Origin of the sequence: Ruminococcus flavefaciens AE3010 (assembly GCF_000526795.1) — a bacterium.
Lineage (GTDB): Bacteria > Bacillota > Clostridia > Oscillospirales > Ruminococcaceae > Ruminococcus > Ruminococcus flavefaciens_D.
On the sequence record NZ_JAGT01000001.1, the window covers coordinates 2185157 to 2210268 of the forward strand.

The window sequence follows — 25112 nt, forward strand, 5'->3', positions numbered from 1 at the left end:
CTTATCAGAACCCTGACACAAGGTCATAGAAATACTTGAATACATAAGTGCTTTCTATGGCTTCGTGGTTGAAGAACAACATCTTGTTGCTTCCCATTATTACATACAGGCGTATCATTGCTGCAATTGCAATTATAAAAATAACGCCCATAGCGATACCAAGTATACCGCTTATAGAATTTGCTACAAAGCCCTCGATCGGGGTAGAATTTTTCTCGGACGAAACGCCTATAGCAATAGCGATCAGAGCACATACCACGAACACGATCAGGAATACTATGAGCCTGATCTGTGTAACGTACGGCTTTTTAGTGAAGTTTTCGGTTATATACTGAGATGCGGGGCGCTTGGTATCTTCATCAGCAAGCAGCTCGGCAAACTCATATGCCTTTTCGGGATGCTTTCTTATGACCTCCGCTGCGCTCTCCGCAACGTATTCATTTGTTTTCTTGGCAATATAATTACTGATAACAGTTGCATATCCCTCATGGAGCTTATTTATGAAAATGTTTTCTTCATCTACTTCTCTGTTGTTGATATTATTCAGATACTTATATATGCTGCCCTCGGGATCTTTTTCATCTTTAAAAGCAGCTTTCAGCGAATCGTTCTGTATTCTGACATTATAGCCGAGAGTATCGATATAGTTTGCAAGATCTTCTATAAAATCCGCCGATTCAAGGGAAAGATCGAATTTTTTGATATTACTGCTCCTTACCGATTGTCCGTAAAAAAGGTTTGCAACAGGACCGCTTGCCGAAAAGGCGATTATCGCCGCCAGAACTAATCCTGTCAATGTAATTGCAGCTTTCATAAGCCTTTTACGAACTGCAAGGAACACACACACGAGTATCACAGCTGCTGCGATAACATCGTAAAACCACCAGAATTGTACACCCATACTAATTGCGCCTGTCAAGAGGATGGCGCTGCCTCCCTTCGAGATTTAAAAATTCAAAGTGCAAGGTCAGCTTTCATAGTCTATACGGTCTATTTTATTATAGCCCTTCAGGAAAATATGCTCCTGATTTCGTACAAAGCCTGTGTAGGAATCGCTTACCTCAGCAATGGAACGGAGCCCGCCGTTAAAGTCAAAGGCTTTGATATTGCCCTGACACATTACATAGGCAAGGTCCTCATATATGGCAACGTCTACCGACGGCTCGCTGAGCTCAACGATGAGAGGCTCAGAATCGCAGCCTGTGAATATTGCCATAATATATTTTCTTCTGTCGTCGTTATTTACGATGACAGCCGAGTTGCCGTTCTCGCTGGCACCTGCAACAAGCTCGCCGTCGTATGAGTAATACGAGCTTATCTGACCGCTGCTGTCAACGTATCCGCAGGCGTCTGTACCGAGCACGAAAGCTCCGTTTCCGAAACCGCACACCTCAAGTCCGAGAGTATTGAGTCCGGGAGACGTCCATTTCTCACCTTTTTCACTGAGGTTTATTTCCTGAACATTTGTAACGAGCTGACCGTTTTCAGCTGAGATATAGCTCAGCACGCAACCCTTGCTTCCGTTGATGAAGCTCACGTCGCTGACCTTTTCGATACACTGTCTTTTGTATATGCCATTTCCCCTTTTATCATATACCTCCAGCTCACAGCTGTAGTTTTCGGATGTAGTGACTACCGCTGTAAAGCCTTCCTCGCTGATCCTCGCAAAAAGGATCTGCTTATCGGCGAAATTCTTCTCATAGAGGATCTGTTCCTCATTCTCTACGCTGAATTCATTTCCGCCGTTTTCGTAGAGCAGAGCTTTTCCGCCTGCTGCACGAAGTACCGTATTGGTGTATGTATGCTGACGGCGCTTCAGAAGATTTCCGTCAGTATCATAAAAGTAAGTGTAAGTATCGCTGAGCACGATCATCTTCTTGCCTGATGAGACAAGCTGGTAATCGGCACCGCCGCTGACCTCAATGGGAAAATTTCCCTCAGCCAGCTGACCTGTGTTTACGATAGTCCTGTACTGTTCACCTATTCCCCTTAACTTATTATACCACTTATCGCGGGTAAAATAAAGACCCGTTCCAAGAGCTGCTACCAGCAGTATTGTCAATAAACGTCTAAGCCTTTTCCGCCGCCTCTTTCGATTTTTCTGATCGACGATGTCGTCGGCGTCGTACATTTTAGGCACGCTGGCACCTCCTTATCCTTGTTCCGTATTTTATATATCTTTCAGCAGCTCCTCCTCACTGTAGAACACACGGTTCAGGTACAGTCCGTGAGCCATTGCCGTTCTTCCTGCCTGAAGGCGGTCTTTTGCTGCAAGGATAGCAGGTATATCATCGGGAGCTATGCGCTTTTCGCTGACGTCCAGAAGAGTCCCCGCCATTATCCTAATCATATTATACAAAAAACCGTTGCCTTTTACAAGCATTATCACAGAATCTCCACTATTTTCTATTCTGAAAGAATAAATCGTTCTTACAGTAGTGGAAACATTTGTGCAGTCGGCACAAAACGATGAAAAATCATGGGTCCCAACGAAATACCGGGAAGCCCGTCTTGCAGCCTCAATATCGAATTTTCTCCTGTAATGCAGCATAAGATCTGCCGCAAAGGGATTCTTCGACTCGCTGCAGTGTATTTTATAGACATACTCCTTTCCCTTACAGTCGAAACGTGCATGGAAATCAAGAGGTGCGTCCTCACAGCTGAGTATAGATATATCATCGGGAAGCTCGCCGTTTACGCCCCTGCAAAAGCCGAGGCAGTTTATTTTGCTTTCGGTCTTTACATTAAAGCAGAACATATTGGCGTGGACTCCCGTATCCGTCCGTGAGCAGCCTGTAATGGTCACAGGCTCGTTTAGCACCTTTGAGACCTTGCTTTCAAGCATCTCCTGCACGGTCATGGCATTGCTCTGCCGCTGAAAACCGTGGTACTTAGTGCCTCTGTAGGCTATCATCACTTTCAGATTGCGCATTATCCGCCTCCTTTTCAGCAGATTTGATGCCGTCATACAGCACTACCTCGGAATCCTCCACCCGTCCGATATGGTCCTCGGGTCTCGGGACTCCAAGCTGGTCATATATGGCAGCTCCCTGTCTGTAGGGATTTTCCTCCTGCTGTGCTGCTGCCTGAGCCGCCGCAGCTTCCGCTGCCAGCGCCTGACGGCGTATCCTGCGTCTGCGTTCAAAAATGACACATAGCACGAACAGCACAAGGCTTGCAAAGGATATAGCAACACCCAAAGGGAAGCCCTCGGGAGTATACTTCAATTCGATATTGTGCCTGCCTGCGGACACTCTTACGCCCGTCATAGCCTGCAAAAGCTTGAAGGTCTCTGCCTTCTCGCCGTCGATATATACGCTCCATCCCTTTTCATGGGGTATGGACAGGAACATTATCCCGTCCTTTTTGGCGTCAACAGAACCGATTATATCGGTATCCTTAAAGCTCCTTATCTGCAGCTGCTCATCAGCAAGAGCACAGTAAGCTTTTTCAAAGGTATCCTTGTTCAGAGCGTATACCATTATCTTGAAGTTGCCCGACTTATGCTTCTCGTTTGAAGTAAGCCTGACCGTAGAGCTCTCTCCTGCCTGACCGTTTCCCATGGGGAAAACTATGGGGTAGCTCTCAATGAGCTTGCCCGAATCTATAGGCACGTCGCCGCACTTTATCTCAAGAGAGTCGCAGGTGCCGCCTGTGCCGTTTGCATAGCCGTAGAGGTAGCCGCCGTCGATACAGTCATAGGTGTATGTGACGCTGCCTGTAGGCTGGTCGGAATCGTTCTGGAAGGTATAATTTCCATAGCCGTTTTTGGTTATCTCAAGTCCATCGTACTCAACAAGTGCAACGGGCTGAGGCACGAACAGCTTATCCTCAACGCCCGAAGCCCGTCGGATAAGTTCATTCTGATACTCAAAGGGATTGGCACCGCCGTTATCCTCCATTCTGAGGATATTCTCGTCCACCATATATCCCAGCCCCAGCGGATAGCGGTTCTCATAGAGATTTGAGCCGTCGGAGGTCTGGATATTCTCCATTACCCACTCCTCTGAGTTGAGCATGCCGTCCTTTTTGATGAGGTATTTTATTCCCAGAAGTGAATTCACAACGGGAGTAGATGTTCTGTAGTAGTACCTGTTTCCTGCTTCTGAGGCATAAAGTCCCAGACGCTTGCACATAGTGGTAACGGAAACATTTGCAGCCGATGAGAACTGGGACAGACCGTAGTATCCGTAAAGGGCACTGTCGTTGAGCGTGTAGGTCTGGCTCACCTCGGTGCGGTAGAACAGGGTCTTGTCGGTCTTTCTCGTACAGTCAAGAAGCTCCTCTATCTCTTCATAGCAGGTGGGGTAATCGCTGTAGCCTGTGGTATCGACAGTCTTGACGCCCATTTGCGCATTGGCTATGAACTCGCTGAACACTGCTGCCGAAAGGGCAAGGGTCATGAGCGCATTGCGCATTTTCTGTGTCTTGAACGGGAATATCTTCGCCGCGATGAATATGAGCCAGAATGCTCCCGTGATAATTATGGAGCTTTTCAGCGCGCCCTCGAACTCGAATTTCTTCCCTGCCGCGTAGTAATTCAGCACGAATACCGTCACGGGAGCTATGACCATCAGCACAAGCTGATATATCTTTATTCCCCTTGACAGGATAATATCGAAAGCCCTGAAGCCTGCTGCTGCCAGTACAAAGCTGAATATAAAGGCGAATCTGTAGGGTATCTGGTTCGTGAAGTGGAAGCCGTGCCAGATAAAGTTCAGGATATTCATATTACAGCTAACGGCTATGAGCGCCAGCATGAGCAGCGACGCTATCTTTTCCCTTATCTTTATGCCGAATGAGAACAGGAATACTCCGAAGAGGAGCACCGCTAACATTCCGCAGGCAAAGTTTGGAAGTCCGTCCACCTTTGTGGGAGCGTCATAGGAGAGCAGATGTGCGAATATCTTTCTCCAGTCCTCGTAAAAGGATATTTCATGGGGCATGGTGTTGTTGACACTGTAGGTAAGCTTTAGTCCGAAATATGCAGGCAGCAGCATGAAGCCGCCGAGACCTACTCCTATAACCGATGAGCGTACCATCAGGAAAAGCTTCCTGAACCAGTCCTTTATGCCCCTGCACTCTATTATGCTCGCCGCAGCAAACATAAATACAGAGAAAATACAGGTGAAATAACCTATATAGTAATTAGCCACCAGCGAAAGCATGAGGGCTAAGGTGTAGAGCTTCCACTTTCCCTCGCGGCACAGTGCCACTATGCCCAGCATTACCAGCGGGAACAGCGCTACCGTGTCGAACCACATGACGTTCCAGTAATAGCCCAGAGTATAGCTGCAAAGGGCGTACATCACCGAGAACATGCATATGGAAAAATCCCTGCGCTTGTAGGTGTATCTCAGGAATGTGCTGAAAAAAGCTCCTGCAAAGCCTATCTTTGCGGAAAGTATAAACGTCAGTGCGTCGCGTACATGGTCGTCGTCAAAGAATACCGACAGCCAGTTCAGCGGACTTGCTGCGTAATAGGATATAAGGGAAAGAAAATTGGTACCCAGTCCGTTTTCCCATGAATACAGGAACGAACCGCCGTTTACCAGCTTTTCGCGCACTACACGGAAAAAGGGATAATACTGATGCCAAAGGTCTACAACAAGTATCTGTCTGTCCCCGAAAGGGTGTACGCCGTAGCTGCCCAGAGCATACCAGAATATACAGAATGGTATCAGGAAAGACAAAAAGAAATATAGCAGACCCTTGTCATATAATATCCCGTAGAATTTTCCTTTCTTGAACCGCTCCCATCGCAATCGGGCTGCGGCTCGCTTTTCTTCTTTGTTCATCTCTATCCTCTTTCAGCTCCGCGTCAAAATACCTTGCCGAGCACTATCACTCCCGCAAGGAACAGGATAGTTACGGCAAGTGCGATATAGTCTCTCGGAGCAGATCTAAGCTGTCTCAGTCTTGTTCTTCCCTCTCCGCCGTGATAACAGCGGCACTCCATTGCTGTTGCCAGCTCGTCCGCACGTCTGAATGCGGATATGAACAGGGGCACAAGTATGGAGATGAGGTTCTTTGCTCTCGTTGTGAAGCTTCCTGTGTCTATTTCAGCTCCTCGGGCTTTCTGAGCGGACATTATCTTGTCCGTTTCCTCGATGAGGGTGGGTATGAATCTGAGCGCGATGGACATCATCATAGCCAGCTCATGTACGGGGAATTTTATCTTTCTCAGCGGCGAGAGCAGCCGCTCGATAGCGTCAGTAAGCGTTATAGGGGACGTTGTATAGGTCAGCAGGGAGCTTCCCATAATAAGGAGAACTATCCTTATGACCATGAATACGCTGGTATTCAGTCCGCTGTCGGTTATTTTAAGGAATTTCCACTGCCACAGCACCTCTCCCGTACTCATGAGCAGCAGATTCAGCACCGCTGTTATTACAAGGAACGGAAGCAGGGGCTTTACGCTCTTCCAGAACATCTTCAAGGGTATACGTGAAAGGAGCATGGCTCCGAAGGTATACACGGCTCCTGCTATAAGGCAGAGGTAATTGCCGCCTGAAAAGAGCATGATGATGTAGAGCAGGGTTATAACTATCTTGAATCTGGGGTCAAGCCTGTGGATAATGCTCTCCCCGGGGAAGTACTGTCCGATCGTGATATCTCTCAGCATTCAGCGTACCTCCCTTTCCTTCAGATGTTTCAGAAGCAGGTCGCGGGCATAGCCCACGGTGTAGACCTCTTTGCCGAAGTCCAGACCTCTGCGTCTGAGCTCTCCGAAGACCTTGGTTATCTGTGGTACGTCGAGACCGATATCTGATATCTCGTCGGCTCTTGCGAACACATTCACCGTTTCGTCGTAGCAGAAGAGCTTTGCCTTGCTCATGACAAGTATCTTGTCCGCAAAGGTTGCGATGTCCTCCATGCTGTGGGAAACGATGAGTATGGTATTTTTAGTGCGCTCATGATAGCGCTTGATGTGGTCGAGTATCTTATCTCTGCCCGCAGGGTCAAGACCTGCGGTAGGCTCGTCGAGAATGAGCACTCTCGGCTCCATAGCCATTACACCTGCGATAGCCACACGGCGCTTCTGACCGCCCGAAAGCTCAAAGGGTGAACGCTCCAGAAGCTCCTCTTTAAGCCCGATATCATGGGATGTCTCATATACGCGGCGCTTTATCTCCGCCTCGTCAAGTCCCATATTCTTAGGGCCGAAGGCAATGTCCTTGTAGACGGTCTCCTCGAATATCTGATACTCGGGATACTGGAAAACAAGTCCCACCTTGAAGCGGACGTCACGTATCTTGTCCTTGTCAGCCCATATGTCCCTGCCGTCAAGGAGCACCTTGCCCGAGGTGGGCTTGAGAAGTCCGTTGAAATGCTGTATGAGCGTGGATTTTCCCGAGCCTGTGTGACCCATTACGCCTACCATTTCGCCCTCTTCTATTTTAAGGCTCACATGGTCTACAGCGGTCTTTTCAAAGGGGGTTCCCACGCTGTAGGTGTATGTAAGCTCCTGTGTTTCAAGGATCGCCAATTCTATTCTCCTTTTCTTTGCTGTCCTCAGTTAGCGAACAGCTTCTCTATTGCCGCAACGCAGTCCTTTTCCGAGATTATCTCTGGAGATATGTCGCAGCCTGCCTTGCGGAGCTCCCATACCAGCTCTGTGACCTGTGGCACGTCAAGACCGATAGACTTCAGCTTCTCCACCTGTGAGAATACCTTCTCGGGGACGTTGTCGAGAACTACCTGTCCCTTGTCCATGACCACAACTCGGTCGCAGTCCGCAGCCTCGTCCATATAATGGGTTATGAGGACAATGGTTATGCCCTGCTCACGGTTCATGCGGTGTATGGTGGCAAGGACTTCCTTTCGTCCCTGCGGGTCAAGCATGGCAGTGGGCTCGTCAAGGATTATGCACTTTGGCTGCATGGCGATTATGCCTGCAATAGCCACACGCTGCTTCTGACCGCCTGAGAGCTGACTTGGGGAGTGGAGCCTGTACTCGTACATTCCCACGGCTTTAAGGCTGTCGTCCACTCGCCTGCGCATCTCCTCATAGGGGACGCCTAAGTTTTCAAGGGCGAATGCCACGTCCTCCTCAACTATGGAGGAAACTATCTGGTTGTCGGGATTCTGGAAAACCATTCCCGCCCTCTGACGGAGCTCGAACAGCTTGTCCTCGTCCTTTGTGTTAATGCCGTCCACTCTGACCGTTCCCTCGGTGGGGAGCAGTATAGCGTTCAAATGTTTAGCAAGGGTGGACTTTCCGCAGCCGTTGTGTCCAAGCACCGCTACGAACTCCCCCTGCTTTATGTCAAGGTCTATGCCCTTGAGTACCTCGACGGACTTCTTTTCCTCGTCGTCGGACTCATAAGAGAAGTGCAGACCTTTTATTTCGATTATATTATCCATATTTATCCCTGTTCTTCAACAAAAGTTAAGGTGGAGCATATCATCAGTGCTTCTTCCTGTGATCTGGCGTTGACAATGAGCGTATACTCAGTATTGCTGTCGGCAAAAGCGCCCACCCAGTACCTCGAGTTGTCCGCATTGGTGGTCTTTCCCAGCATATTCTCTGCGAAATAGGCATGTGCATAAATATCATGTCCGTCGGATCCCTTATAATAGACCTCGGGAAATGCGTAAAAGCACATTCCCTTTGCCAGTGCAGCGACATTAAATGCCTCTGCATTCTCATCAGTGCGGTCGGCACTTGTGAACGAGAGCACCGCTTTATAGAATGAAGTGCGTGTGCCGTCGTAATCAAGTCCCAGCTCCTTAAATGCCTTGGTATAGTTTTCCTCACTTATTTCGGGGAAGTAGTTGTCTACTTCGTCCCCGTCCTCTTCATGCTCGCTCCAGTCGTTGCCCTCCATTGTAATGACAGATACCGATTTATCCTCATTCATGAACTTTCCTAATATGAGCGTGCCCGTAGATGATGACTTATCCTCAACATCGGCAGGAACAAGCATCTTTACCCGCCCGTCCGAGATCTCATGCCAGTCATCGGGAACAGTATATTCGGGGAGCGGCTTGGCGGTAAGGTCTACGCGCTCCATCGCCTGTTCTTTCATTTTGGCTATCTCCTGCTCAAGCTCCTCGGCGGTTGTAGTGCTTTGAAGTATGTCCGCGATGCTGTTTGTAGTCTCCGCAGCAGTCTCCGGAGCCGAGCTGTCGGCTTTCTTTCCGCATGATACTGCGGTAAACGTCATTGCCGCAGCAATAAGTGCTGTCAGTGTTTTTTTCATATTCTATCCTTATCTCATTGTTATTCACGGGCTGTCGAGTGACTCCCTACAGTGTAGGGAGATGTCCGAAGGACAGAGGGTACGTGCAGCAGTTCGCTGCGCCAGCCCCTACAGTTTTTCATTTCACGGGCGGCGGAACGCCGCCCCTACAAGCTAATCAGTCACGCTGCTGCCAGATGGCGGTAGAGCCGCATGGCAGTGTCATTCCCGTTGATCTTACTGGGAGCCCTATCTCGTCGAAGCTTACGCTGCCGCCGAATTTATCTGTAAGGACCGTCCCCAGTATGTACCCCATTACCGAGGGCGAAAGTCCCGTAGTATAGCTGTTTATCAGGAAGAACAGGGGCTGGTCGGAGAGAACTCCCGAGCACAGCTTCACAAGGTCATATACGCAGTTTTCAAGCTTCCATACCTCGCCTCCCGGACCTCTGCCGTAGCTGGGCGGATCCATAACTACCGCGTCATACTTCCGTCCGCGGCGTATCTCACGGGCAATGAACTTCTCACAGTCGTCCACTATCCAGCGTATGGGCTTTTCGGTAAGTCCCGAAGCCGCCGCGTTGTCTCTTGCCCACTGCACCATGCCCTTTGATGCGTCAACATGGCATACGGAAGCACCCGCAGCTGCACAGGCAAGGGTAGCTCCCCCTGTGTAGGCGAACAGGTTCAGCACGTTTATCTCGCGGCCTGCGTTTCTTATCTTATCCGCCATAAAATCCCAGTTCACAGCCTGCTCGGGGAAAAGTCCCGTGTGCTTGAAGCCTGTGGGACGGATATTAAAGGTAAGGTCGCCGTAGCTTATATTCCATGACTCGGACAGCTTTCTACGGAACTCCCACTTGCCGCCGCCCTGATTGGAACGGTGGTAGTGACCGTCAGCTGTTTTCCACAGTGGATCGGTGCGCTCGGTCTTCCAGATTATCTGGGGATCGGGACGCACAAGGCTGATGCCGCCCCATGTTTCCAGCTTTTCGCCGTCCGATGTATCTAATATCTTGTAGTCCTTCCAGTTATTTGCTGTTCTCAAAATAAATGCTCCTTATATTTCATCGCGCTCATGCTCTGAACGCGCAGCTTTCTTTAATGCGCTGAGCTATCTCAACTGCCATATCGTTTATGCGGCCGAAGTCGTTTCCCTCGGTCATTATGCGTACGATAGGCTCTTTTCCGCTTTCGCGGACAAGTATCCTGCCCTCGCTGCCAAGCTCATTTTCGTACTCCTCGATGAGGTCGGTAACGGTCTTTTCGTTTTTCCAGATCTCCTTGTAGTGAGCCGGTATCTTGACGTTGAGCTTGACCTGAGGATATGCAGGCATATCGCCCGCAAGCTCGCTGAGCTTTTTGCCGCTGTGCTTCATTATGCTCAGCAGACGGGCTCCTGCAAGCTGTCCGTCCCCCGTACCTGCGTCGTCAAGGAAAATGATATGACCGTTGGGCTCGCCGCCCAGCTTGTAGCCGCCCTCCAGCATACGTTCAAGGACGTAGCGGATACCTGCTCCCGAGCTTATCAGGTTTATATCGTTGGCTGCGGCATATTTCCGCAGTCCGAGACAGCTCATGGGCGTAACTACTGCCGCATCGCTGTCGAGAGTGCCCCGTTCTTTCATGCTTTTGGCAAATATGGCGATAAGTCTGTCGCCGTCTATCATAAGTCCCTGCTCGTCAACGGCTATACATCGGTCTGCATCACCGTCAAAGGCAAGTCCGCAGTCGCAGCCGTTCTCCACAACGTACTCCATAAGGTGATGTACGTGGGTGCTGCCGCAGTCCTTGTTGATATTGTGTCCGTCGGGCTTGTCGGCTATGACAAGCACCTCCGCTCCAAGAGCGGTAAACAGCTTCTCGGCGGTATATGCCGCGCAGCCGTTTGCGCAGTCCAAAGCAACTTTCAGTCCGCTGAGGTCATGGGGGATTATCTCCATGATATGGCTGATATACTCATCAGCTGCGTTTTGACAATGTATAACTCTGCCCACATCTTCATGGGAGCAGAACTTTATCTCCTCAGGGGCGTAAAGCACAAGATGTTCAATCTCGTCCTCGGCGTCCTCCATGAGCTTATGTCCTTTTGATGAGAATATCTTGATACCGTTGAATTCAGCGCCGTTATGGCTGCCCGATATCATTATGCCGCCGTCTGCGCCGAGAGTGCCTATGAGGTGCGCCACCGCAGGGGTCGGTACTATTCCCAGAAGTTCGGCGTCTGCACCGACGGAGCATATCCCTGCGCACACAGCTGCTTCCAGCGCGTCCGAGGATAGTCTCGTATCCTTGCCGATGAGTATTTTAGTTTTTCCGCCGCCCTTTTTCGCAAGCACCATTGCAGCGGCTCTTCCCGTCTGCATGGCAAGCTCGCAGGTGAGGTCGGTCACCGCAATACCTCTCGGACCGTCGGTCCCGAACAATTTTGCCATTGAAAATCTCCTTAATGTAGTTGAAAGTTGAAGTTATGCTGCTGAGATAGATCAGAATTTAACGCAATAACTTGCTGAGAATATGAATGGGATTCCAAAGGGACTGTGTTCCTTTGGCGGAGTCCAGAGGCAGGCTTAACCAGCCCGTCCCCTCTGTCAGCTTCGCTGACATCTCCCCATTTTATGGGGAGTCACCTCTGGTCGCTGTTCCAAGCTTATAGAGAACAGCGAAACATTCCGAAGGCGCTCCTAACAGGAGCGACGACCCCTACAAACTCTCCATTCTCAATTCTCAATTCACTTTATCTTGTACATAGCTATGGGACGGCGTTTGCCCGCTACCTCCTCAACGTCCTTGCACAGATATGTCGTATCAACGTTGTTGTAGCGGTTATAGACCTTTATGCCGCCCGGAGTATTTACGCAGAAAACCGTATGGATAGATGACAGAAAGGGCTTCTTTGTCCAGAATGTGACTATGAAAGCCTCCGTGCCGTCTGTACTGCTTATGCGCGGACATATGGCGCCGAAATGCTTCAGAGCCAGTCCAAGGGTAAAGACATTGCAGCCGAAAAAGCCCATAAGCAGGCGGAAGCGCTCCATATAGAAGGCGATATCCTTCAGCTCCTTAGGCTGACCAAGGTAGACAAGAGCATTATGCACAGCTATGACCTCACAGCCGTTGAAGCTCATGGTGCATATCCCGTAGCGAAGCTTTGAAACAAGCCCCATACCCTGTCCGTTTATCATTTTTCCGAATTCGGGCTGCTGTACCTTTTCTGTATTGTATTTTAAATTATATCTCCATGAAGCCAGACTGAACATAAATACTCATCCCCTTTGAGCAGAATAGTTATCAGAAGCTCATCTGTCCATCATCGGGAGCTGCCGCCTGTTCGGGAGCAGCTATGCCGAGATGCTCATACGCAAGTCGTGTGGCAACTCTGCCGCGGGGAGTTCTCCCCAGAAATCCCAGCTGCATAAGGAAAGGCTCACATATATCTTCAAGTGTGACGCTTTCCTCGTTTATTGCGGAAGCAAGAGTTTCAAGTCCCACAGGACCGCCGCCGTAGCCCTTGATTATCATTTCAAGCATACGCCTGTCAAGGCCGTCAAGTCCCAGCTGGTCTATATCCAGTCGGCTGAGAGCTATGGAAGCTATCTCCTGTGTTATCTGTCCGTTGCCCATTACATCTGCAAAGTCGCGGACGCGCTTTAAAAGCCTGTTGGCTATACGCGGCGTACCTCTTGCTCTGCCCGCTATTTCCGCAGCGCCGTCGGCAGTACAGGGTATGCCCAGTATCATCGCACTTCTGCGGACGATATCCGTGAGCTGTTCCTTGGTGTACAGCTCCAGACGCTGTATAACGCCGAAACGGTCACGGAGAGGCGCCGAGAGCTGTCCTGCTCTGGTGGTGGCTCCGATAAGGGTAAAGGGCTTCAAATCCATACGTATTGAACGTGCGGAAGGACCCTTGCCGATGATTATATCTATTACTCTGTCCTCCAGTGCAGGGTAGAGTATCTCCTCTACCGCACGGGACAGTCGGTGTATCTCGTCTATGAAAAGCACATCGTTGTCCGAAAGACTGGTGAGCAGCGATACAAGGTCGCCCGGCTTTTCAATGGCGGGACCTGTGGTAACGCGGAGGTTCACTCCCAGCTCATGTGCGATAATAGAGGAAAGAGTGGTCTTTCCAAGTCCGGGAGGTCCGTACAGGAGCACATGGTCAAGGGGCTCGCTCCTGCGCTTTGCAGCCTCGATATATATGGCGAGGTTCTCCTTCACCTTGTCCTGTCCGATATACTCATGGAGGGTCTGCGGTCGGAGACTGAGCTCCACATCGCTGTCCTCTGTGGTATTCTCGGGAGTTATTATCCTCGGAGCGAACTCCATATCCTCTGTCTGTATCAAAAAAACACCTCTGAATTATTTCTCGAAAAATCTCTTCTTGCGGACATAGAAGGGCTCTACGGTCTCCGCAGCCTTCTTGCCCATATCCTGCTCATAGCTGATGAAGCACAGGTGCTCGTTGGCTTTTACAGTCTTGGAAAGGTACTTTGACAGCGGCACGAAGAGCTTTCTTGTGCTGCCCATCATATCAAGCACCATGAGTATCTGGGGCTTTTCGCAGCCCTTTATCATCTCCATGATGAACGCACGGTCAACGTTGGGCTGCTTCGACAGGAACTTGCTTGCAGCTCTTGTGATATGGCTGACCGAGTGCTCCACTGGACGGTAGCTGATTATATCCGCCTCGTTATAGGAGATAGCCTTTATCTTCAGATTACGGGCTATCATGAGTATGCTCTTTATCTCCTGCGAGGAGAACTCCTTACCGTAGGAGTTGGGGTTGAGGACTGCCGATACCGACTGTATAAGGTCGAAAAGTCTCAGGCAGTTTATCTTGTAGCAGTCAACGTAGCGCTTTGCAAACTGCTGGAGTGCGCGATAGCTTGTGAAAAACGGGATAAATATATCGCCGTCGGGGTTCTGAGTGGTTATAAGCTCCAGCTGTATACCGCCCTCAGCTCTGTCGCGCTCCTGCTTTACGGGATTCTTGCAGATGACATAGACATCGCTTTTTATCAGCGTCTGTAAGAACAGTGAGCGCTGTGAGGGGTCTTTTATTGCCGCTTTCAGCAATTCGTCAAGATTCATCATAACAATAACCTTCCTTGCTTATAGATTTAGCGCATATTTTTTGCCGCCATTAGTCTTAGTGTTTCCTTTATGAGCTCCTGTGTGCTCAGTGACTGGTCAAGCTTGCTGAGTATGGGTGCTGCCTCTCCCTGAGAATATCCCAGTACCATAAGGGCTTCCAGAGCTTCAGCCACCGATGAGGAGGCTGCTCCTGCCGCTATGTGAGACAGCTCCGCAGCGTCAGCGCTTATGCTGCCGCTTATGGATTCCGAGGATATCTTGTCTTTGAGTTCCAGCACAAGGCGCTGAGCCGTTTTAGCTCCTATGCCCTTGGTCTTGGTGAATGCCTTGCTGTCTCCCGAAGCCACAAGGAGGGCAAATCTCTCGGGAGTAACGTCGGAGAGTATAGCCGTAGCCGCTTTGGGACCTACGCCCGATACGGATATGAGCAGCTTGAAGCAATTAAGCTCCTGCAATGTGGCAAAGCCGAAGAGCTCCACCACGTCCTCTCTCACGTAGAGGTAGGTGTACAGCATAGCCTCGCTGCCAAGCTCTCCCAGCTGTGAGACTGTATTGTAGGAGGTCTTGCAGCCGTAGCCCACTCCGCCGCATTCTATTACCGCAAAGCCCAGTTCCTTGACTATGAGCTTGCCTTTTACACTGTATATCATCGCTTTTTCCTCTGTTATCTGTCAAATCTGGTGCTGTGCCCGTGGCATATTGCTATGGCGAGAGCGTCAGCCGCGTCGTCGGGCTTGGGTATCTGCGCCAGTCCAAGAAGCTGCTTGGTCATCTCCATTACCTGCTTCTTTTCAGCCTTTCCGTAGCCCACTACGGACTGCTTCACCTGCAGAGGGGTGTACTCCGATACGGGAATATTCCTCATTGCCGCAGAAAGTACGGTTATGCCGCGTGCCTGAGCCACGTCTATAGCCGTTTTCTGGTTGGTGGTGAAGTAGAGCCGCTCTATCGCCATGCAGTCGGGAGCGAATTTGTTGAAGATGAACTCCACGTCCTCGTGAATGGCTCTGAGCCGCTCGGGAAAGGGCGTTCCTGCCTCTGTGAGCACTGCTCCGTATTCAACGGGGTTAAACCTTATGCCGTCGTAATCCAGAACTCCGAATCCGACTATGGCATAACCGGGATCTATCCCCAATATTCTGACTTTTTTCAATGTTTTTTACCTTTTAATTCGTTAAAAGTTTCATGTGGTCATAGTTACTCACTATATACTGTATTATTATAACATAAAACAAGTAGCCATTGCAATATATTTATCCGTTTTTTATTGATTTCTACAAAAATAAATGCTATAATATGTGAGGTATATCATATAAGGATTTAACAGCTTCGCCGTTAAATCCGGAAAGTAGTAAGTAGAACGTAGTTAGTAGTTTTTGAAATATCATAAATAAACACCTTAACTCACTATATTTTCGGATCTCTGCTCTCTACTCTCTGATTTCTACTCACTACTCACTTTTTTGGAGGTTTTTTTAATATGGATCTTAAACAGCTTCGTGACGGCATAGACGACATCGACAAAGAGATACTTGAGCTTTTTATGAAGCGCATGGAGCTCTGCAAGGGCGTTGCCGACTATAAGAAGGAGCATAATATGCCCGTATTTCAGGGCGGACGTGAGCAGGAGATAATCGACCAGATCAAGGCTCTCACCAACAATCCCGACCTTGAAAACGGCACTTCCGCTCTCTTCACCAATATCATGGATATCAGCAAGATACTCCAGAACCGCACCATTCTTACGGATTCCCGTGATTACAGCTATACTGCTCCCGACTTTGCAGGCGCAAAGAAGATAGGCTGTCAGGGCACATCGGGTGCCAATTCCGAGGCTGCTGCCGAAAAGGTCTTCGGCAAAAGAGATTTCATCTTCTATCCCTCATTCGAGGACGTTTTCAAGGCTGTACAGGCAGGAGAGGTGGACTACGGCGTTCTTCCCGTTCAGAACTCCACCGCAGGCTCCGTGGACAGCACCTACGACCTTATGGCAAATTATCCTTTCTACATAGTGAAAATAGTGACCTTAGAGATAGATCACTGTCTCGCTGCAAAGAAAGGCACGAAAATAGAGGATATTTCCTGCGTTTACTCCCACAGACAGGCTCTTTCACAGTGCGAGGTATTCCTCGGCAAGACAAAGCTGAAAAAGCATGAGTACAGCAACACCGCCACAGCTGCGGAAAAGGTGCTGAAAAGCAGCGAGCCCATTGCGGCTATCTGCTCCACATCATGCGCAGAAAAGCTGGGACTGGAGATACTGGCAAGAAATATCGCAGACTGTACGATCAACCGCACTCAGTTCATAATCATTTCCAAGGACTTACAGGTAGCAGACGACTCGGACGCAGTTTCCGTAATGCTGACTATCCCCCATAAAGAGGGTAGTCTTTACCGTCTGCTGACCAAGTTCTACGTAAACGGCATGAACCTGCTCAGGATCGAGAACCGTCCTATCCGCGACGGCAGCTTCGACGTCATGTTCTTCCTGGATTTCAGCGGTAAGCTCTCCGATCCCAGCGTAAAAGCCGTTCTCCGCGACCTTGAGGAGAACCTGAGCAATTTCCGCTGTATAGGCACATTCAAGTCTGAATAAGGAGATAAATATGTCCCAAAAATTCTATTCCCTGCTTGAAAGCAGCAGCTTCGTGTTCCTTGACGGCGGCATGGGCACTATGCTACAGGCTCACGGCATCAAGACCGAGCACGTTCCCGAGCTCCTCAACATCACCGACCCCGAGGCTATAATGAAGATACACCGCCTTTACGTTGAAAGCGGCGCTGATATCATCTATGCCAATACCTTCGGCGCTAACCGCTACAAGCTGGCAAACAGCGGCCATACCGTTGAGGAAGTAGTTTCAGCAGGCGTTGCCAACGCCCGTGAAGCTGCGGCTGGCAGGGCTCTCGTTGCCCTTGATCTGGGTCCTATCGGTCAGCTTCTCGAACCTGCGGGAACGCTGAAATTCGAGGAAGCCTATGATGTGTATCAGGAGCTTGTTCTTGCAGGAAAGGACGCCGACGTCATCGTTATCGAGACCATGACAGACCTCTATGAGGTCAAAGCCGCTGTTCTCGCAGCCAAGGAGAACTCGGACAAACCTGTTCTCGTGACTATGACCTTTGAGGAGAATATGCGTACCTTTACGGGCGTATCTCCCGAGTGTATGGTGGCTGTACTGGAGGGTCTGGGCGCTGACGCTATCGGTGTAAACTGCTCTCTCGGCCCCGAGGAGCTCTTCCCCGTTCTGGACAGGATATGCGCATTGACTACGCTCCCCGTTATTGCAAAGCCAAATGCAGGTCTTCCCGACCCTGTTACAAACGAATACAACGTTGACCCCGACGATTTCGCCGCAAGCGCCGTTAAGCTTGCAAATGCAGGAGTTACCGTGTTCGGAGGCTGCTGCGGTACTACTCCACAGCATATATCCGCCATGATAGAAGCTCTTTCGGGCGCAGAAAGACAGACACGGAAGATAGTCCGCGCAAGTATAGCATGCTCCGCAGTCAACTGCGTTACCATAAATCAGCCCCGTGTTATCGGCGAGCGTATCAATCCTACGGGCAAAAAGCGCTTCAAGGAGGCTCTCCTTGCTCACGATGTGGACTATATCCTGGGACAGGCTGTTGAGCAGATACACGCAGGCGCTGAGATACTGGACGTTAACGTAGGACTCCCCGGTATCGACGAAAAGGAAATGATGGTGACCGCAGTAAAGGCTATACAGAGCGTATGCGACACGCCTTTGCAGCTTGACTCCACTATCCCCGAGGTGCTTGAAGCGGGTCTCCGCGTGTACAACGGCAAGCCTATCGTTAACTCCGTAAACGGTGAGGACGACTCCCTCGAAGCTATACTCCCTCTGGTAAAGAAGTACGGTGCTTCCGTAGTGGGACTTGCTCTTGACAAGGGCGGCATACCCAAGACTGCCGACGGACGTTTTGCTATTGCGGAGAAGATACTCCGCCGCGCTATGGAGTACGGCATACCCAAAGAGGACGTGTTCATCGACTGCCTTACACTGACGGCTTCTGCCGAGCAGGACGGCGTTATGGAAACACTCAACGCTCTCCACAGGGTAAAGACCGAGCTGGGACTTAATACCGTCCTCGGTGTATCAAATATATCCTTCGGACTGCCAAACCGTGAGCTCATAACCCGTACATTCCTGACTATGGCGCTCCACAGCGGTCTTACCCTGCCTATCATCAACCCAAATATCGAGGGTATCATCGGAGCTGTCCGCGCATACAGGCTCCTTGCGGGTATCGACCGCAACTCCGCGGACTTCATCAGCATATACGCTCAGGACGACAGCGCTCCCAAGGCTCCCGCACCTGCTCAGGATAAGGGAGCTCCCGATATAATGTACGCGGTTGAGAACGGACTGAAAAATCAGGCAGTGAAAGCTGCCGAGGAGCTCATGCAGACCGTTGACCCAATGGAGATAATCAACGGCTATCTTATCCCTGCTCTTGACAACGCAGGCGCTAAATTTGAAAAGGGCAAGATATTCCTGCCTCAGCTCATACTCACAGCCGAAGCGGCGCAGGCATGCTTTGAGGTCATAAAGACCAAGCTCTCCGCGGCAAACAGCGAAAGCGTATCAAAGGGCAAGGTGGTGCTTGCCACGGTACACGGCGACATACACGATATCGGCAAGAACATCGTAAAAGTCCTTCTTGACAGCTACGGCTTCACGGTCATTGATTTAGGCAAGGACGTGCCCCCCGAGACTATCGTGGAAGCGGCTATTGAAAACAAGGTCAGCCTTGTGGGACTGTCCGCGCTGATGACCACTACCCTCGGCGCTATGGCTGAGACTATACGCCAGCTCAACGAGAAGTACCCTGAATGCAAGACCGTGGTGGGCGGAGCTGTGCTCACGGCTTCCTATGCCGAGCAGATAAACGCCACCTACTACGCCAAGGACGCAAAGCAGACCGTGGATATTGCCTCACAGGTCTACGGTGTGTGAACTTAGAACTAAGAGCCATACAATGCAATTAACATTAACCCAATGTAGCCCGATAACAGGTAAATATCATGGAAAAGATAACACTGAAAGAACTGAAAATGGACTCACGCAATGATGTACTTGCTTTTCTGAAAAAGCTCTGGCGCGGCGAGGGTGCTCCCTGTCCAATATGCGGCAGCGAGCTGGAACTGCTCCATAAAAAAGCCAAGAAGAGCGACTGCGACTGGCAGTGCAGTCAATGCGGCAAGGTCATCAGGACACTTGACCTGCTGAACGAAATAAACGAACAATAGCACAAAAAGCAGCCCAATGGGCTGCTTTTCTTGATTTCAAGTATGATTCACGGGCGGATAATATCCGCCCCTACATAGTTTCACGTTATTTATTGCGTTATTGGCGGGCGGCAGAACTCCCAACAGGAGCCGCGACCCTCTGTCCTTCGGACATCTCCCTGTACTACAGGGAGTCACCGCCCCTACTTAGGTCTTAGGTCTTAGTTCTTAGCTCTAACAGTTCCGGCATAAATCCTGCCGATGATGAATGCAGCTACGTCCGCAAACACCGAGCCTATACGCATTACCAGCACGAACAGCACTATCCTGTCCGCAAAGCTGTCTCCGCATACAAAGAGCATTACTCCCTCACGGATACCGATGCCTCCCGGAGCTCCGGGCGTAACAAAGCCGATTATCCAAGCAAAGAGAAAAGCTCCCGTCAGCGCCACGAGCTCTCCCGTGTCTGCCTGCGGCACTATCAGCGCCAGACAACCCATGTACATAGCCGCGGATACTGCGTTCTGGAGCAGATAATAGAATGCTCCCCGCAGCAGCATGGAACGGTTCTCTTTAGCGAAAGCTTTGGAGTACCGCGAGAGGTACGCCTTGAACTTGTCGCGGAATTTGAGCCTTACTGCCAGTATGAGCAATATGAGCAGGACTATTCCCACCGCGCCCACTATGAGCAGGTTCTTTCCGTACTTCGACATAAGCTCCGCTATGCGTCCGCCCAGCATTATCACGGATATGACAGCCGTCCAGAACACGCAGAACAGCACGTCCAGCACCGTGGCACAGGCTACGTCCACATGGCTTATGTCCATATCGGCTGCAAGCTGATTGCGTCCCACGTACTGGAAAACATTTCCGGGGAGATACTTGTACAGGTTGGACTGTGTATACACGGGCATTGCCGCCGAATAGGGTATCTTCCGTCCCGAAAGCGACCGTGTGAACACCAGCCACGGATAGCATGAGCAGATTATTATTGCAGTCTGTACTGCAAAGCAAAGCAGCAGCGCACAGACAACTCTGCCCTCGCTGAGCTGCGAGAAGCTTATATCCATATCCAGAAGCTTCTTCACCACAAAGGCAAGGGCGGCTATCATTACGATATTGCCGATTATTTTCAGCGCTTTTTTCATAGTTCACTCTTGTCCTTTATTTCCTTGATAAGCTCCGCCAGCTTCTGGGCATTTCCCATTTCGCAGAAGTATACGCCCTCATCGCCCTCGGAGTAGAGCTCATGGTTGGCAGGATTATCGCCCAGTATCACAGGCTTACCCATAGCGCGGTAGATGTAGGTCTTGCCTGCGATAGTGCGTTTTGCTTTCATAATGCTGCCGTCGAAATGTCCTGCCAGACAGAGGTCTGCGCCTGCTATCTTCTCAGCAAGCTCCTCCTGCGGCAGCCAGTCGATATACTCGGTGATATTCTCACCTGTGCGTTTATTCTTCTTGCCGAGAGGTCCCACGAATACAAAGCGGAGACCGCTCTCATCTTTCAGCAGGTCTATGGCTTTCAGTATGACCGATACGCCCTGCAAGGGAAGTACGCTGCCGAAGTAAAGTACGGTGAAGTCCTTGTTTTTCGGGGCTTCACGGGGATAGTATATGCTGCTGTCGGCTTCCAGATACAGAACGATCATCTTCTCCACAGGGAAACCGAACTCCTTGCAGAAGTATCTGCCGTGAGCCTTTGTATCGCATACTGCAAGGTCGGCAGCTGCAAGAGTGCGCCTGTCGATGAGTTTGAGGATATGTCCAATAAGACCGTTCCTGCGGAATATCTTCCTGTCAAAGCAGAGGGTATCGTACATGGATATGAAAAAGTCCTCAACGATGGGCTTTTTCCGCAGCTTTCTCCCGAAAAGGGGTATCACCAGCTGAGGTGCAAAGCCTATAAAGCTCATATCGTAGTTCTTCATGTCAGCCCTCAGAAGCCTGCGGTAAACGTACAGCAGGCGCTTTAAATAGCTCTTTTTGTCCGAGCTTATTACAGTGACCGTATTGCCGCCCCTGCGAAGCAGCTCTGTCTCCTGAACAAGTCTGAGGTAATCGCTGTTTTTTGTAGCGACAAAGAGTATGCGCTTACCCTTGATATCACTCAGACTTTTCATTCTTCATTTCCTCGTCGCTCTTGCCGCACTCCATTTTTCTCACTCTGTACTGAACGTCCTCAAGGAGCTTCCTGTTTGCGGAGATAGTATCGCCAAGAAGTCCTATGGTTATGGTCTGGAAGCCCATCATAATGAGTATGGCAGTGAGGATAAGGGACTGGATATGTCCGCTGCCGTCACCCATTGCCATAAGTATGAGGAACCTTATGCCCAGCACGCTTCCGATAAGCAGCAGTATAAAGCCGATAGTCATGAAGAATTTCAGCGGCTTGTACATTACAAAGGAACGTGTGATGACCGTTGATGAGCGCTTCATATAACGCCACATGCTTGAAAACAGGCGTGACGGACGGGTTTCGGGATTTGTCCTTATGGGGACAGAGGTCATGGCAGTCTTGTTGTTTCCTGCCTGTATTATAGTTTCAAGAGTATAGGTGTACTCGTTGACAACGTTGAGTCTCAGGGCTGCGTCACGGGAATAGGCTCTGAATCCGCTGGGAGCGTCGGGAATATCTGTGCCCGAAGCCACACGGACTACCCAGCTTCCCAGATGCTGGAACTTTTTCTTCTTCCATGAGAAATGCTCGGTCTGGTCGATAGGTCTTTCGCCTATGACTATATCAGCTTTCTGTTCAAGTATGGGGCGGACTATCTTCTCGATATCCGCACCGCAGTACTGATTGTCCGCGTCGGTATTCACGATTATATCAGCGCCCAAGTGCAGGCAGGCGTCTATTCCTGCCATAAAGCCCTTGGCAAGTCCCTTGTTGCGCTTAAAGGAAACTATATGATGAAATCCCAGCTCCCGTGCACGGGCTGCTGTATTGTCCTTGCTTCCGTCGTTGATTATGAGGTACTCTATGGTATCTATACCGTCGATATGTCTGGGCAGGTCGTTGTAAGCCAGCTCCAGTGTCTCCTCCTCGTTATAGCACGGTATCTGAATGATAAGCTTCATTTTTTCATTTCCTTTCTCTTATGTAGCAGGCGAAAAGCGCACTGACTTTACAGGCACTCCAAGCTGACGTGTATCCGCGGGATTTGCTTTGGAAGCGCTCCAGAGAGGACAGCATATGGTGAGTATATTATCGCCGTCCTTTATCAGCTCCTCGTCAGCGCTGAAATGGAGGGGCTCGCCGTTGTTGGCAGCAGTTATGGTATCGCTGCCTATCTCCCTGCCGTTAAGGAGCATGGTGACCTTTACCTCATCAGCACCGATAGCTTCAAGGGGCAGCTCCAGTCCAAGCTCCATGGTGATATCGTAATCGTCGGGACGCAATCCGCACTCTATCTGAGCCTTCTCGCTGTCTGTCCAGCAGAAATAGCTTTCAAGGTCGGATACGCCGCTCATTTTGTCGTAATCTCCTGCCGCAGTGTACATATACTTGTACTTGTCATAGGAGTATATGCCTATCTCCTCCACTGTTGACCAGAAGTACTTTGACATAGGCACTATCCTGCCTGTATGGTTGAGGTCGTCCTCTATCCTGTGGAGCTTGTTGGAGTACATTACGGAATAGTCGTCACCGTCAAGGTTCTTTTCGGATATGACTATGACTCTGCCGTATTTCTGCGCAAGTCTGTCCAGCTGCTGAGGATCCTCCTGATCCTCGGGAAATACTGCCGCACCTGTCATGCTCCTTATGGGCAGCCACAGCCTCATGGTATAGGTGGGAGATATCACAACGCAGTCGTCGCTTGTGATATAGTCGGTAAGGTCTGTAAGGACGCTCCACTCCATGCGGGAATCGTCGGTATTGTACATGAGATAGCCGTCGAAACGAGCAACATAGAGAAGTCCCACCAGTGATGCGGGGATAATGAGCTTTCCGCCAATGTGGTCGAGAGCCGCTGCGGCAAAAAGCACCGCAACAGGCACGAAAGGAGCAAGATATCTTCCGTAGTAGTAATAATACTGTATATCATAGCGCAGGAAGGCTGAATAAAACAGTATACAGTAGAAGAACATGAGGAACAACACAAGCTTCGAGCTGCTTTCTGCAAAGCGCTTTACAGACAAGATACCGAAGATGATGCCCAGCGGCACCAGCACGATGCCTGCGTTTGCGCAGAAGCCCAGCAGTGCAAGATGACTTGCCTCGTCCCAGCTGCTGTACTTGAAGAACGCCCTGCCTATGATGTAGGCACAGGGCAGTACAAGCATAAGTCTCAGCATAAGCACGAACCACTTCGACTCGGCTGCGGTGCGGATAAACTTACGCTGATTGAAGCCTTTTGGAGTCCGCTTGTTTACGATGAACGCAAACAGAATGACTGCTGCAAATGCAGCTATGGAAGCCACAGTCACTACCTTGGTGATATTGCTCACATTGATACCGCCCACAAATACGGGGCTGTAGTTGTTCATGGTATAGAATGGCTGAACGTGTCTCATGGCAAAGTAGCTTGCAATGTATATCGCCACAGTGGCAGGCATGAGCCATGTGTACTGCTTCTCACGGGTGAATACATACATTCCGCCGTATATCATCACGAACATTGGTATCATGGTATATATGGAAACATGATAGCAGCCGAACACCGCTACGGGTATTATTGACAGCCACTTGAAGTCGGGGTTCTCGTCGTCTGTCATGAAGTACATGAACGTAAGCGGTATCAGTGCAAGGGTCATCTCCGTGAGAGAAGCCTTTGCCACCCACAGTATTATAGGCGCTGCCGAAGCGGCTGTGCAGGCACAGGCAGCGGTGGTCTTTTTCAGCTTCAGATTGCCGCATATGAAGTAAACAAGGAATATGAGGCATATATAAATGATAGTCTCAAAGTCCTGCATATTCTCCATGCCGAAGTTGGTTCCCCACATGGCAAGGAGTGCGGAATATGTCGGTATTCCGTGGATTATTCCCGATGCGGGACCGCGGCTCCTGTCGTAAACCGTATCGGGATAGCTCTCACCGGGGATATCAAGTCCGCGGAGGTAATTCTTCACGCCGTATGCCATGAACTCGCGGTCTTCCTCGGTATCAAGATCGTTATACTCCGTGATGTCCTTCTGGCGCTTGGTATCGCCGTTCATAAAGAGTATCGCCTGAGTCTGGTAAACTCCCTGATCCTGTCCCATGCCGAAGAGGTAGTTCTTCTGTGACACGAATGGGATCGCCATAAGACTTATCACTATGGGGATAAGCATATCCTTTACAGAAAACTCATGTCCGAGAGTATGTCTGCGGCGGAAGAACTTTCCCTTGTCAAGGAACAGCACCAGAGCAAGTACTGCTCCGCATAATGCCGCTGTTCCTGCTCCTGCACGGAATACAGTGTATATATCAGCGACAAAGAGCCCCATGCTGACCATGATATGTGCAAAGAACCACATTATCACGCCCATTACCGCAGCTTCTATCAGGTTTTTCTTTTTGAACCATATAACAGTGCTCAGTACGGAAAGGATAAGCCCCCCCAAGCAGACCGCCGAAAACATCATTTATTA

The 25112-nt window shown here is 50.0% G+C and carries 22 protein-coding genes; 3 read left to right on the forward strand and 19 right to left on the reverse strand.

What is annotated here, in order from left to right:
• Positions 1–4 precede the first annotated feature (4 nt).
• The 15 genes from N774_RS0109510 to ruvC all read right to left on the reverse strand — a co-directional run bounded on the left by N774_RS0109510 (position 5) and on the right by ruvC (position 15438).
• Entirely contained in the window at positions 5–901 is an 897-nt protein-coding gene (locus tag N774_RS0109510) for a hypothetical protein (protein ID WP_024861017.1), read from the reverse strand.
• Positions 902–967: 66 nt separating this feature from the next.
• Positions 968–2131: a DUF5711 family protein gene (locus N774_RS0109515; protein ID WP_242836669.1), complete on the reverse strand. Its 1164-nt coding sequence runs from the start codon at positions 2129–2131 to the stop codon at positions 968–970.
• Positions 2132–2170: 39 nt separating this feature from the next.
• On the reverse strand, positions 2171–2932 hold the full coding sequence (truA, locus tag N774_RS0109520) for a tRNA pseudouridine(38-40) synthase TruA (protein ID WP_024861019.1): 762 nt from the start codon (positions 2930–2932) through the stop codon (positions 2171–2173).
• On the reverse strand, positions 2892–5798 hold the full coding sequence (locus N774_RS0109525; RefSeq protein WP_024861020.1) for a YfhO family protein: 2907 nt from the start codon (positions 5796–5798) through the stop codon (positions 2892–2894). Before N774_RS0109525 ends, truA begins: the two co-directional genes overlap by 41 nt.
• Before the next feature lie 23 nt (positions 5799–5821).
• Entirely contained in the window at positions 5822–6625 is an 804-nt protein-coding gene (locus tag N774_RS0109530) for an energy-coupling factor transporter transmembrane component T family protein (protein WP_024861021.1), read from the reverse strand.
• A complete protein-coding gene (locus N774_RS0109535) occupies positions 6626–7489 on the reverse strand; it encodes an energy-coupling factor transporter ATPase (protein ID WP_024861022.1) in 864 nt (287 codons plus the stop codon). It abuts the gene before it with no gap.
• Positions 7490–7515: 26 nt separating this feature from the next.
• Positions 7516–8367 (reverse strand): energy-coupling factor transporter ATPase, encoded by an 852-nt coding sequence (locus N774_RS0109540; protein ID WP_024861023.1) that lies wholly within the window; start codon positions 8365–8367, stop codon positions 7516–7518.
• A gap of 2 nt (positions 8368–8369) precedes the next feature.
• Complete coding sequence (locus tag N774_RS0109545; protein WP_024861024.1) at positions 8370–9206, reverse strand: LptM family lipoprotein; 837 nt, start codon at positions 9204–9206, stop codon at positions 8370–8372.
• 157 nt (positions 9207–9363) lie between these two features.
• Positions 9364–10233, reverse strand: a complete 870-nt coding sequence (locus N774_RS0109550) for a class I SAM-dependent methyltransferase (protein ID WP_024861025.1) — start codon at positions 10231–10233, stop codon at positions 9364–9366.
• A 28-nt stretch (positions 10234–10261) separates the two neighbouring features.
• Entirely contained in the window at positions 10262–11620 is a 1359-nt protein-coding gene (gene glmM, locus N774_RS0109555; protein WP_024861026.1) for a phosphoglucosamine mutase, read from the reverse strand.
• A gap of 297 nt (positions 11621–11917) precedes the next feature.
• The gene (locus N774_RS0109560) at positions 11918–12445 is read right to left on the reverse strand and encodes a hypothetical protein (RefSeq protein ID WP_024861027.1); all 528 of its coding nucleotides are present in this window, start codon (positions 12443–12445) and stop codon (positions 11918–11920) included.
• Between the two features lie 31 nt (positions 12446–12476).
• Positions 12477–13517 carry a Holliday junction branch migration DNA helicase RuvB gene (ruvB, locus tag N774_RS0109565; RefSeq protein ID WP_037280858.1) on the reverse strand — a complete coding sequence of 347 codons (1041 nt, stop codon included), beginning with the start codon at positions 13515–13517 and terminating at the stop codon, positions 12477–12479.
• Positions 13518–13550: 33 nt separating this feature from the next.
• The gene (locus tag N774_RS0109570; RefSeq protein ID WP_242836600.1) at positions 13551–14285 is read right to left on the reverse strand and encodes an enhanced serine sensitivity protein SseB C-terminal domain-containing protein; all 735 of its coding nucleotides are present in this window, start codon (positions 14283–14285) and stop codon (positions 13551–13553) included.
• A 26-nt stretch (positions 14286–14311) separates the two neighbouring features.
• A complete protein-coding gene (ruvA, locus tag N774_RS0109575; protein WP_024861030.1) occupies positions 14312–14935 on the reverse strand; it encodes a Holliday junction branch migration protein RuvA in 624 nt (207 codons plus the stop codon).
• Between the two features lie 14 nt (positions 14936–14949).
• Positions 14950–15438, reverse strand: a complete 489-nt coding sequence (gene ruvC / locus N774_RS0109580; RefSeq protein WP_024861031.1) for a crossover junction endodeoxyribonuclease RuvC — start codon at positions 15436–15438, stop codon at positions 14950–14952.
• A 327-nt stretch (positions 15439–15765) separates the two neighbouring features.
• Between ruvC and N774_RS0109585 the strand changes: the two genes are divergently transcribed.
• The 3 genes from N774_RS0109585 (at position 15766) to N774_RS0109595 (ending at position 19560) form a co-directional block, all read left to right on the forward strand.
• On the forward strand, positions 15766–16881 hold the full coding sequence (locus N774_RS0109585; protein WP_024861032.1) for a chorismate mutase: 1116 nt from the start codon (positions 15766–15768) through the stop codon (positions 16879–16881).
• Between the two features lie 10 nt (positions 16882–16891).
• Entirely contained in the window at positions 16892–19267 is a 2376-nt protein-coding gene (locus tag N774_RS0109590) for a homocysteine S-methyltransferase family protein (protein WP_024861033.1), read from the forward strand.
• Between the two features lie 68 nt (positions 19268–19335).
• The gene (locus N774_RS0109595) at positions 19336–19560 is read left to right on the forward strand and encodes a hypothetical protein (RefSeq protein ID WP_024861034.1); all 225 of its coding nucleotides are present in this window, start codon (positions 19336–19338) and stop codon (positions 19558–19560) included.
• 200 nt (positions 19561–19760) lie between these two features.
• On the opposite strand, the gene N774_RS0109600 is transcribed toward N774_RS0109595, so the two are convergent.
• The 4 genes from N774_RS0109600 to N774_RS0109615 are packed head-to-tail and all read right to left on the reverse strand — an operon-like array spanning position 19761 to position 25106.
• A complete protein-coding gene (locus tag N774_RS0109600) occupies positions 19761–20687 on the reverse strand; it encodes a lysylphosphatidylglycerol synthase domain-containing protein (RefSeq protein ID WP_024861035.1) in 927 nt (308 codons plus the stop codon).
• Positions 20684–21661: a glycosyltransferase gene (locus tag N774_RS0109605; RefSeq protein WP_024861036.1), complete on the reverse strand. Its 978-nt coding sequence runs from the start codon at positions 21659–21661 to the stop codon at positions 20684–20686. Before N774_RS0109605 ends, N774_RS0109600 begins: the two co-directional genes overlap by 4 nt.
• Entirely contained in the window at positions 21645–22619 is a 975-nt protein-coding gene (locus N774_RS0109610; protein ID WP_024861037.1) for a glycosyltransferase family 2 protein, read from the reverse strand. The genes N774_RS0109605 and N774_RS0109610 overlap by 17 nt, the downstream gene beginning before the upstream one ends.
• Positions 22620–22637: 18 nt before the next feature.
• Positions 22638–25106 (reverse strand): hypothetical protein, encoded by a 2469-nt coding sequence (locus tag N774_RS0109615; RefSeq protein ID WP_024861038.1) that lies wholly within the window; start codon positions 25104–25106, stop codon positions 22638–22640.
• Between the last annotated feature and the right edge of the window lie 6 nt (positions 25107–25112).

What these genes read in the sequence shown, in the direction of transcription:
- N774_RS0109510 (WP_024861017.1), bottom strand. Translation starts at nt 901, where the DNA reads ATGGGTGTACAATTCTGGTGGTTTTACGATGTTATCGCAGCAGCTGTG.
- N774_RS0109515 (WP_242836669.1), bottom strand. Translation starts at nt 2,131, where the DNA reads ATGTACGACGCCGACGACATCGTCGATCAGAAAAATCGAAAGAGGCGG.
- truA (WP_024861019.1), bottom strand. Translation starts at nt 2,932, where the DNA reads ATGCGCAATCTGAAAGTGATGATAGCCTACAGAGGCACTAAGTACCAC.
- N774_RS0109525 (WP_024861020.1), bottom strand. Translation starts at nt 5,798, where the DNA reads ATGAACAAAGAAGAAAAGCGAGCCGCAGCCCGATTGCGATGGGAGCGG.
- N774_RS0109530 (WP_024861021.1), bottom strand. Translation starts at nt 6,625, where the DNA reads ATGCTGAGAGATATCACGATCGGACAGTACTTCCCCGGGGAGAGCATT.
- N774_RS0109540 (WP_024861023.1), bottom strand. Translation starts at nt 8,367, where the DNA reads ATGGATAATATAATCGAAATAAAAGGTCTGCACTTCTCTTATGAGTCC.
- N774_RS0109545 (WP_024861024.1), bottom strand. Translation starts at nt 9,206, where the DNA reads ATGAAAAAAACACTGACAGCACTTATTGCTGCGGCAATGACGTTTACC.
- glmM (WP_024861026.1), bottom strand. Translation starts at nt 11,620, where the DNA reads ATGGCAAAATTGTTCGGGACCGACGGTCCGAGAGGTATTGCGGTGACC.
- N774_RS0109560 (WP_024861027.1), bottom strand. Translation starts at nt 12,445, where the DNA reads ATGTTCAGTCTGGCTTCATGGAGATATAATTTAAAATACAATACAGAA.
- ruvB (WP_037280858.1), bottom strand. Translation starts at nt 13,517, where the DNA reads ATGGAGTTCGCTCCGAGGATAATAACTCCCGAGAATACCACAGAGGAC.
- N774_RS0109570 (WP_242836600.1), bottom strand. Translation starts at nt 14,285, where the DNA reads ATGATGAATCTTGACGAATTGCTGAAAGCGGCAATAAAAGACCCCTCA.
- ruvA (WP_024861030.1), bottom strand. Translation starts at nt 14,935, where the DNA reads ATGATATACAGTGTAAAAGGCAAGCTCATAGTCAAGGAACTGGGCTTT.
- N774_RS0109585 (WP_024861032.1), top strand. Translation starts at nt 15,766, where the DNA reads ATGGATCTTAAACAGCTTCGTGACGGCATAGACGACATCGACAAAGAG.
- N774_RS0109590 (WP_024861033.1), top strand. Translation starts at nt 16,892, where the DNA reads ATGTCCCAAAAATTCTATTCCCTGCTTGAAAGCAGCAGCTTCGTGTTC.
- N774_RS0109595 (WP_024861034.1), top strand. Translation starts at nt 19,336, where the DNA reads ATGGAAAAGATAACACTGAAAGAACTGAAAATGGACTCACGCAATGAT.
- N774_RS0109600 (WP_024861035.1), bottom strand. Translation starts at nt 20,687, where the DNA reads ATGAAAAAAGCGCTGAAAATAATCGGCAATATCGTAATGATAGCCGCC.
- N774_RS0109605 (WP_024861036.1), bottom strand. Translation starts at nt 21,661, where the DNA reads ATGAAAAGTCTGAGTGATATCAAGGGTAAGCGCATACTCTTTGTCGCT.
- N774_RS0109610 (WP_024861037.1), bottom strand. Translation starts at nt 22,619, where the DNA reads ATGAAGCTTATCATTCAGATACCGTGCTATAACGAGGAGGAGACACTG.
- N774_RS0109615 (WP_024861038.1), bottom strand. Translation starts at nt 25,106, where the DNA reads ATGATGTTTTCGGCGGTCTGCTTGGGGGGGCTTATCCTTTCCGTACTG.